Annotated in this window: 7 protein-coding genes; 6 read left to right on the top strand and 1 reads right to left on the bottom strand. The window is 76.2% G+C overall.

Annotated elements, in window-relative coordinates; translation table 11 throughout:
• The 6 genes from FVA95_RS20845 to FVA95_RS20820 form a co-directional block, all read left to right on the top strand.
• Positions 1-2,131, top strand: a 2,131-nt coding sequence (locus FVA95_RS20845) for a condensation domain-containing protein (protein WP_149665671.1), incomplete at its 5' end; no start/stop codon positions are given.
• Positions 2,131-3,456, top strand: coding sequence for an MFS transporter (locus FVA95_RS20840; RefSeq protein WP_149665670.1), 1,326 nt, complete (start codon positions 2,131-2,133; stop codon positions 3,454-3,456). The genes FVA95_RS20845 and FVA95_RS20840, both read left to right, overlap by 1 nt.
• On the top strand, positions 3,453-4,139 hold the full coding sequence (locus tag FVA95_RS20835) for a formyltransferase family protein (RefSeq protein ID WP_149665669.1): 687 nt from the start codon (positions 3,453-3,455) through the stop codon (positions 4,137-4,139). The genes FVA95_RS20840 and FVA95_RS20835 overlap by 4 nt, the downstream gene beginning before the upstream one ends.
• Positions 4,140-4,244: 105 nt before the next feature.
• Positions 4,245-5,633: a salicylate synthase gene (locus FVA95_RS20830; protein WP_149665668.1), complete on the top strand. Its 1,389-nt coding sequence runs from the start codon at positions 4,245-4,247 to the stop codon at positions 5,631-5,633.
• Entirely contained in the window at positions 5,630-7,270 is a 1,641-nt protein-coding gene (locus FVA95_RS20825; RefSeq protein ID WP_149665667.1) for a (2,3-dihydroxybenzoyl)adenylate synthase, read from the top strand. Before FVA95_RS20830 ends, FVA95_RS20825 begins: the two co-directional genes overlap by 4 nt.
• On the top strand, positions 7,267-8,079 hold the full coding sequence (locus FVA95_RS20820) for an alpha/beta fold hydrolase (RefSeq protein WP_149665666.1): 813 nt from the start codon (positions 7,267-7,269) through the stop codon (positions 8,077-8,079). The genes FVA95_RS20825 and FVA95_RS20820 overlap by 4 nt, the downstream gene beginning before the upstream one ends.
• On the opposite strand, the gene FVA95_RS20815 is transcribed toward FVA95_RS20820, so the two are convergent.
• The gene (locus FVA95_RS20815) at positions 8,066-9,100 is read right to left on the bottom strand and encodes an ABC transporter substrate-binding protein (RefSeq protein WP_149665665.1); all 1,035 of its coding nucleotides are present in this window, start codon (positions 9,098-9,100) and stop codon (positions 8,066-8,068) included. The genes FVA95_RS20820 and FVA95_RS20815 overlap by 14 nt on opposite strands.
• Positions 9,101-9,112: the final 12 nt, after the last annotated feature.

Genomic DNA, 9,112 nt, shown 5'->3' with positions numbered 1-9,112 from the left:
CTGGCTGCGGCCGGTGCCCGACGGCGTCGTCGGCGAGCTCTACATCGCCGGGACCGGCCTGGCCCGCGGCTACCTGGACCGGCCGGACTCGACGGCGGAGCGGTTCGTCGCCGATCCGTGGACCCCGGGCGGCCGCATGTACCGGACCGGTGACCTGGTGCGGCGTCGCGGCGACGGGAACCTGGACTTCCTGGGGCGCAGCGACGACCAGGTGAAGATCCGTGGCTACCGGGTGGAGCCGGCGGAGGTCGAGACCGCGCTGGGCGCGGTGGAGGGGGTCTCCCAGGCCGCCGTCGTCATCCGCACGACCGGGACGACGAAGCGGCTCGCGGCCTACCTGGTCGGCGACCCCGACCCGGAGACGGTCCGCGACGCGGTGGCCCACGTGCTGCCCGACTACATGGTGCCCACGCTGTGGGCGGTGGTCGACGCGCTGCCGCTGACCGTCAACGGCAAGCTCGACACCGGTGCGCTGCCCGAGCCCGAACCGATCGCGCACCGCGCCTCGCGCGCCCCCCGCACCCCGCTCGACCAGCGGCTGTGCGCGATCGTCGCCGCCGTCCTCGGCCTCGACACGGTCGGCATCGACGACGACTTCTTCGGCCTCGGCGGCGACAGCCTCGGCGCCATCGACATCGCCGCCACCGCCCGGCGCGAGGGCATCGAGCTGCGCGTACGGGACCTGCTCGTCGCCGGGACGGTCGCCGCGGTCGCGGCGGCGCTCGACGCGGGCGAGGGCGAGGGGCACGACACAGCCGGTACCGCCGGCACGGTCGGCGCCGGGGCGTCGGCCACCCCGGCTGCCGACGAGCCCGGCACCGCGCCGCTCACCCCGGTCCTGTCCTGGCTGGGATCCGTGGGCGGCCCGGTCGCCGGCCGGGCACAGGCGGTGCTGGTCACCACCCCCGCCGGGTTCGACGCCGACGACCTCACCGCGCTGGCCGACGCCCTGGTCACCCGGCACCCGGTCCTGCACTCGGCCCTGGAGACCGACGCGGACGGGCGCTGGACGGGCCTGCAGGTCCTCCCGCGCCGCGACGCCGACCCGGCTGCGCTGGTCCGGCGAGTTCCCGTCGACCCGGCCGCCGGGGCCGACGCACTCACCCGGGCCGTCACCGAGGCGACCGTCGCCGCCCGCGACGAGCTCGACGCGGGACCCGGCGGGATGCTGCGGCTGCTCTGGTTCGACCGCGGCACCGAGCCGGGACGGCTCGCGGTCGTGGCGCACCACCTCGCCGTGGACGGCACGTCCTGGCGGGTGCTCGCCGAGGACATCGCGACCCACGGCACCGGGACCGAACCGGCCCCGGAGGCCACCGGCTTCGTCGCGTTCGCCGCGCGCCTGCAGGCCCACGGCGCCGGACCACAGGTCACCGCGCAGACCGGCTTCTGGACCGAGACCCTCGCCTCGTCGGCCCCGCTGCCGGCGCTGCGGCCCCGCGACCACCGGGACACCCACGCCGACCTCCGGCAGACCGTCGTGACCGGCCCGGACGTCGTCACCACGCTCGCCGGGCGGCACGGCGCCGGCGCCGAGGCGGTGCTGCTCGCGGTCCTCGGGGAGGCGCTCACCGTCACCGCGCCGGACGGCCCGCTGCTGGTCGACCTCGAACACCACGGCCGCGCCGAGGAGCTCGGGGACGACATCGACCTCGCCCGCACCGTGGGCTGCCTCACCGTGCTCGCCCCGGTCCCGGTGCGCGGCACCCCCGGCCCGGAGGTACCCGACGCGGCCCCCGCGATCGCCAGGGCCCGCGACGCCGTCGCCGCACCGCCCGGGCGCGGCCTCGGCTGGGGGCTGCTGCGGTACCCGGCCGACGGCACGCCCCGGGTCACCGGCCCGGGAGCGGAGGTCGCGCTCAACTGGCTCGGTCGCACCACCCGGCCCGCCGGGACCGCGAGCGGCGGCTGGGAGCTCGCCCCCGAGCAGACCGCGGTACGGGTAGGACCCGCGCCCGGCGTGCGGGTCGGGCACTCGCTCGTCGTCGACGTGCTGCTGCGCGACACCATCGACGGCCCCGTCCTGGAGACGACCTTCGGCCACCCCACCGGCGTCCTCGACGCCGGCACGGTCGACCGGGTCGCGCAGCGCTGGGCCGAGGTCCTCATGACCTGGTCGGTGCGTGGCTGATGGCGTCCTTGTTGGTCGACGTCAGCCCGCTGCGCGAGGACCGGACGTTCCGCAACCTGTTCGTCGCCCGGACCATCCTGCTGTTCGGGGTCGGGATCGTCGCGGTCACCGTGCCGCTGGAGGTCTACGGCCGCACCGGCTCCACCCCGGTCGTCGGGATGGTGACCGCGATCGAGTCGGTGGCGTTCGTCGTCGGCTACCTCGGCGGCGGGGTCCTCGCCGACCGGGTCGATCGCTGGCTCCTGGTGCGCGTCACCTGGCTGATCAGTGGGACGACGTTCGCCGGGCTCGCGGTGAACGCCGCCTGGATCGGGTCGACCCCGTTGACCGCCGCACTGGTCGCCGCGAACGGGCTGTCCGGCGCCACCTGCATCACCGCGATGCTCGCCGTGACCCCGTCCATCGTGGACCGGGCCAAGCTGCACGCGGTCGGGGCGTTGAACACCGTGTCGCTGCGCCTCGGCGCGGTGGTCGCCCCGGCCGTCGGCGGCATCGTGTTCGCGGTCGCCTCCGCCGCCTGGAACTACACCGCCGGCGCACTCGCCGCCGCCGTGACGTGGGTGCTGCTCATGGTCGCGCCGCCACCGGGCCGGGGACGGACGGCCGCGGCCGCGTCGACCGGTCCGGACGACGGCGGTCCCGACGACGACCAGCCCGACGCAGCGGGCGGCGGGGACGGCGTTCTGCAGGAACCGGTGGAGAGCCCGCTGGCCGCCCTGCGCTCCGGTGCCCGGTTCGCGGTCCGCGAGCCGGTGGTGTTCGGCGTGATGGTCGCCGGCCTCGTCGGGATGGTCGGCGGAGGCTCGTTCGTGCTGGTCCCGGCGTTCGTCGAGGCCCGCTTCGGCGGCTCGTCCACCGTCGTCGGCCTCATGTACTCGGCACTCGCCGCCGGGGTGGTGCTCGGCTCGCTGGGCAGCGGCTGGGTCCGGCGCAACCCGCGTCCCGGCCGGCTCCTGCTGGCCCTGATGGTCGCCTGCTACGCCTGCTACGCGCTGGCCGGCGCCGCGCCGACCGTCGCGCTGGTCCTCGCCGCCCTGGTCGCCGCCGGCGCGACGAACGCGATCGAGGAGGTGCTGCGCTACACGCTGCTGCAGCTCCGCACCCCCGACGCCCTGCTGGGCCGAGTGAACAGCCTGTTCGCCGCCCAGGCCATGACCGGCGCCGCGATCGGCGCCGTCGTCGCCGGGTTCGTCGGCGGCGTCGTCGGCGACGGCGACGCGCTCTGGGTCTACAACACCGTCACCGGTCTGGTCGCCGCCGCGACCGGGCTGCTGCTCGGACCGCTGCGCCGGGTCACCCGCGCATCCATCGAGGAGGAACGATGATCTTCGTCGGCGACGGCGCCCTGCTGTGGCGCGCCGTGCGGCACGCCCGGGCCGACGGCCACCCCGTCGACCTCGTCTGCCACGGACCCCGCGCCACCCCACCGCCGGGGTTCGACCCGGGATCCGCCCGCGAGGTCCGCAGCGGCGCCGACCTCGACGCGCTCGCCGGCGAGCTCGCCGAGCGGTGCACCGACGGCCTGCTGTGGTCGATCGACAACCCGTTCCTGTTCCGGGAGAAGGTGCTGGCCTCGGGGCTGCGGCTGCTCAACGTGCACGGAGGGCCGCTGCCGTCCTACCGCGGCCTCCCGCCGGTGACGGCCGCCTACGCCGTGCTGCACGGCGAGACCAGCTTCGCCGCGACCCTGCACGAGATCGACGCCGGCATCGACACCGGCCCGGTGCTGGCCGAGGCGCGGTTCCCCGTCGACCCCGACGCGGTGCTGGAGGACGTGCTGTCCGACCTCGTCGAGGCCGCGCACCGGGCGTTCACCGAGAACCTCGGCGCGGTCGTCGACGGCACCGCCGGACCGGCCCGCCGGCCCGAGGGCGAACCCGGCTACTACGGGCTCGCCGAGGGACTCGCACTCGCCGGGATGCGGGACCACCCCCGCTACGACCAGGCCACCGACCTGGGCATGTTCGCCGACTACTACCCCGACGCCGCAACGGCCTGGGGTCGCTGAGCCCGCCGTCCCACCTGCCCGTCGACGCCCGGCCCACCACGCCCCGGCACCCCACGACGACCCCCACCCCGGTGGCACGAGCGCCGGCCCGAAGGAGAACCGACCATGTCCACGACCACCGAGGCGGCCGGCCCGCCGCGCACCCAGCCGGCCCCCACCGAGCGGACCCGCAGCACCGCCGACCGCAGCACGACCGACCGCACCGCCACCGACCGCATCGCCGGCGCCACCGCCGTCGCCCGCACGGTGCCCGACTCGGACCCCTACGTGCTCTACGAGCGCGGCGATGACGTGTTCCTGGCCGCGGGCACCGCCGCCGAGATCGTGCTGGGTCCCGACGGCCTGACCGTCACCGCGCCCGCCGGCACCCGGCACGAACCGCTCGGCGCGGACCCGCTCGGCCAGGTCTCCGCCGCCCTCGCCGAGGTCGGCGGCACCGGGTGGCAGGCGTTCGGCTGGGCCTCGTTCGAGCTGGCCCACCTCCTGCACGGCGGGGAGCTGCCCGCGGACACCGGCACCCTGCTGCACCTGCTGCTTCCCCGCCACACCGCGCACCTGCACCCCGGCGGCGTGGACGTCGACACCGCCGACGACGCCGTCGCACGGGCCTGGCGCGACGCGATCCTCGGTTCGGGAAACGCAGCACCCCGCACCGGGCCGGCGGTGACCGTCGACGAGTCCGCCCGCGCCGAGGCCTACCGCGGCTCGGTGGCCGCCGCCGTCGCCGAGATCGGCGAGGACCGCTTCCGCAAGGTCATCCTGTCCCGCACCGTCCCGGTCACCGAGCGGGTCGACCTGCCCGCCACCTACCGGCACGGCCGGGCGCACAACACCCCGGCCCGCTCGTTCCTGCTGCGCCTCGGTGGGCTGGAGGCGGCCGGGTTCAGCCCGGAGACCGTCGTCGAGGTCGCCGCGGACGGGACCTTCTCCACCCAGCCGCTGGCCGGCACCCGGGCCCGGTCCGGCGAGCCGGAACGCGACGCCGAGCTGTCCGACGAGCTGCGGCGCGACCCCAAGGAGATCTACGAGCACGCGGTGTCGGTCCAGGTCGCCCAGGACGAGGTGTGCGAGGTGAGCGACCCGGACGCGGTCGTCGTGGAGGAGTTCATGCGGGTGGTCGAGCGCGGCAGCGTGCAGCACCTCGCGTCCCGCGTCCGCGGCAGGCTCCGGTCCGGCGCCACCGCCTGGGACGCGCTGGGACGGCTGTTCCCCGCGGTCACCGCGTCCGGGCTGCCGAAGGCCCCGGCGTGCGCGGCGATCAGTCGCCACGAGGGAGCACGCGGCCTCTACAGCGGCGCGGTGCTGACCGTCGACCACACCGGTGCGCTCGACGCCGCGCTCGTGCTGCGCGCCATCTACCGCGCGCAGGGCCGGACCTGGCTCCGGGCCGGGGCCGGCGTCGTCGGTGCGTCCACCCCGGAACGGGAACTGGAGGAGACCCGGGAGAAGCTGCGCAGCGTCAGCCGGTTCCTGGTCGGAGAGGAGACGACGTGACCGTGCTCATCGACGGGGCGCTCGGCTGGCCCGACGCGGACGTGGAGCGCTACCGGCGGGAGGGCTACTGGGGCGAGGACACCCTCGGTGACCTGCTCGGACAGTGGGCCGGCCGGTACGGCGACGCCGTCGCCGTCGTCGCGGGGCCCAGCCGGCGGACCTACGCCGAGCTGGACCGGGCCGCGGACGCCCGCGCCCGCTCGCTGCGGGCACTCGGCATCGCCGAGGGCGATCGCGTCGTGGTCCACCTGCCCAACACCGCCGAGTTCCCGGTGACCCTGTTCGGGCTGCTGCGGGCCGGGGCGGTGCCGGTGCTGACCCTGCCCGCGCACCGGCAGGCCGAGATCGAGCACCTCGCCGCGCTCTCCGGGGCCGTCGCCTACGTCGGACCCGACGTCGTCGAGGGCTTCGACCACCGCGAGCTCGCACTGCAGGTGGCGAAGGCGGTCCCCTCGCTGCGGCACCTCCTCGTCGACGGCGAGCCGCTGCCGGGGACGACCGCGATCGCCGACCTGCCCGCCGGCACCGCCGAGCCGCTCCCGCGGCCCGACCCCGGACAGGTCGCGGTCCTGCTCGTCTCCGGCGGCACCACGGGCAAGCCGAAGCTGATCCCGCGCACCCACCGCGACTACGCCTACAACGCCCGGGCCAGCGCCGAGGTCTGCGCGCTGACCGCCGACGACGTCTACCTCGCCTGCCTGCCGCTGGCGCACAACTTCCCGCTGGCCTGCCCGGGCCTGCTCGGCGCCCTCGGGGTCGGGGCCACGGTCGTCCTCGCGCCGGTCCCGAGCCCCGACGTCACCCTCGGGCTGGTCGCGGCCGAGGGCGTCACGGTCACCGCGATGGTGCCGCCGCTGCTGCGGCTCTGGGCCGACCTCGCCGGCGACGGCCGCGGGTCCTGGGACCTGTCGACCCTGCGCCTGGTCCAGGTCGGCGGGGCCAAGTGCGACGCGACGCTCGCCCGCCGGGTCCGCCCCGAACTCGGCGCCGCCGTGCAGCAGGTCTTCGGGATGGCCGAGGGGCTGCTGAACTACACCCGGCTCGACGACCCCGACGACCTCGTCGCGGTCAGCCAGGGGCGCCCGCTCAGCCCGGCCGACGAGGTCCGGGTCGTCGATCGCGAGGGCACCGACGTCGCGGAGGGGACGGCGGGGGAGCTGTGGACCCGCGGCCCGTACACGCTGCGGGGCTACTACCGGGCCCGTGAGCACGACGCGACGTCGTTCACCCCGGACGGCTACTACCGCACCGGCGACCTGGTGCGCCGCCTGCCGACCGGGCACCTCGTCGTCGAGGGCCGGATCAAGGACGTCGTGAACCGCGGCGGGGAGAACGTCGCGGCCACCGAGCTGGAGGAGCACCTGCTGGCGCACCCGGACATCGCCGGCGCGGCCGTCGTCGGGATCCCGGACGACGACCTGGGCGAGGCGGTGTGCGCGGTGATCGTCCCGGCACCCGGCGCGACCCCGCCGAAGCGGCGTCACCTGCGCACCTTCCTGACCGAGCGCGGGCTGGCCCGCTTCATGTCCCCGGACCGGGTCGTCGTCCGGGACGACCTGCCGCTCACCGCCGTCGGTAAGATCGACAAGCGGGCACTGGGTGCGCTGCTCGCCGCCGAGAGCGAGGTGCGCGGATGACGGTCACGACTCTCAACGGCATCCGGCTGTCCTGGACCGACCACGGAGGCGACGGCCCGCCCGTCGTCCTGGTGATGGGCACCGGCAGCCCGGGACGGGTCTGGCAGACCCACCAGGTGCCCGCGCTCCGCGAGGCCGGCCACCGCGTCGTGACCCTCGACAACCGGGGCATCCCGCCGACCGACGAGTGCGCGCACGGGTTCACCGTCGACGACATGGCTGCCGACGTGCTCGCCCTGGTCACCCACCTCGACGCGGGTCCGGCCGCGCTCGTCGGCACCTCGCTCGGCTCCCGCGTCGTGATCGAGGCGGCGCTGGCCCGGCCGGACCTGGTCACCCGGGTCGTCGCGATGGCCGCGCACGCCCGGCTCGGCCCCGTGCAGCGGGCGATCACCGCGGGCGAGATCGCACTCGCCGACGCCGGGGTCGAGCTGCCCGAGGACTACCACGCCGCGGTGTCCGCGCTGCAGTACCTGTCGCCGTCGACCCTGCGTGCCGACCGGGAGGCCCAGGACTGGCTCGACGTCCTCGCGTTCGCCGGCGCGGGGGTGTCGAAGGGGCACCGGGCCCAGCTGCAGGTGTCGATGGCGCTGGGGGACCGGACCGAGGCCTACCGGGCGCTCGGCGTGCCGCTGCTGGTGCTCGCCTTCGCCGACGACGCCGCGATCCCGCCGCACCTGAGCCGCGAGGTCGCCGACGCGGTGCCCGGCGCCCGGTACGTCGAGATCGTCGACGCCGGGCACTACGGCTACCTCGAGCGGCCCGCCGAGGTGAACCGGGCGACGGTCGCGTTCCTCAGCGGCCGGTAGCGGGCGCGGCGGCCACCCGCTCCAGCGCCGGGCGCAGCCGGTCGAGGAGCCAGCCGGTGGACACCACGTTCGGTGCCTGCAGCGCGATCGCCTCGTCGAGGCCGATCGGGACGTAGGTCGTGCGGGCCAGCGCCCGCGCGACCACCGGGTTGCCCTCGAACCGCCGTCGGTCGGCCGGGGTCGGGAAGCTCATGACGACCAGGTCGGCCTCGGCCAGGCGACCCGCCTCCTCGTAGGACAGCGCGACCGTGCCGGGGGCGACCTCGTCACCGGCGGGCGGGTCGGTGGCGAAGGTCGGCGGCAAGCCCAGCCCGAGCGCGCGGGTCAGCGCGGTGGACTGGTTCGCGGGGTCGACGATGACCGGGATGACGTCGCCCCGTGCCTGTCCGACCAGCACCGACCGGCCGGCGAGACCGGGCAGCTCCGCCCGCAGCGCGGTGACGGCGCCGTCGGCCCGTGCCACCAGCTCCTCGGTCCGCTCCGGTGCCCCGAGAGCCGCGCCGATCCGCCGGGCGTCGTCCTCCATCGGGGCGCCGAACAGCACGTCGCGGTAGACCACGGTCGGGGCGATCGCGCTCAGGCGTTCGTAGGCGTCGCGGTCGGTCACCAGGTAGGACGACACGGCCAGGATGACGTCCGGGCGGTACGCCGCGATCCGCTCCAGCGGCAGCGGCTCCAGCTCACTGATCGTCAGCACCCCGTCCGGGAACGGCGCGAGGTAGGGCGCCTGCGGCTGCGACTCCCCGGCGTTGCGCAGGCCACCGACGACGTCCGCCCCGAGCGCCCTGGCGACCGCGACGTCGGCCGACCCCAGCGCGACGACCCGCTGCGGACGGGCCGGGATCGTCGTCGTCCCGAAGGCGTGGTCCAGCGTCAGCGGGAACGCGGCGTCAGCTCCCTGCGGACCGGCCGCCTGCGGTGCGGCGGAGCATCCGGCGACGAGCAGCATGGCCGCGACGACGAGTGCGACGACGGTGGCGACGACCGACGAGCGGGCCGGGCCGAGCGGTGGGATGTGCACGTTCCGACAGTC

Source organism: Pseudonocardia sp. EV170527-09, assembly GCF_008369905.1.
In the GTDB taxonomy this organism is placed as follows: domain Bacteria; phylum Actinomycetota; class Actinomycetes; order Mycobacteriales; family Pseudonocardiaceae; genus Pseudonocardia.
The sequence above is the reverse complement of the archived record's forward strand: the minus strand, read 5'-3'. Positions and strand labels throughout refer to the sequence as shown.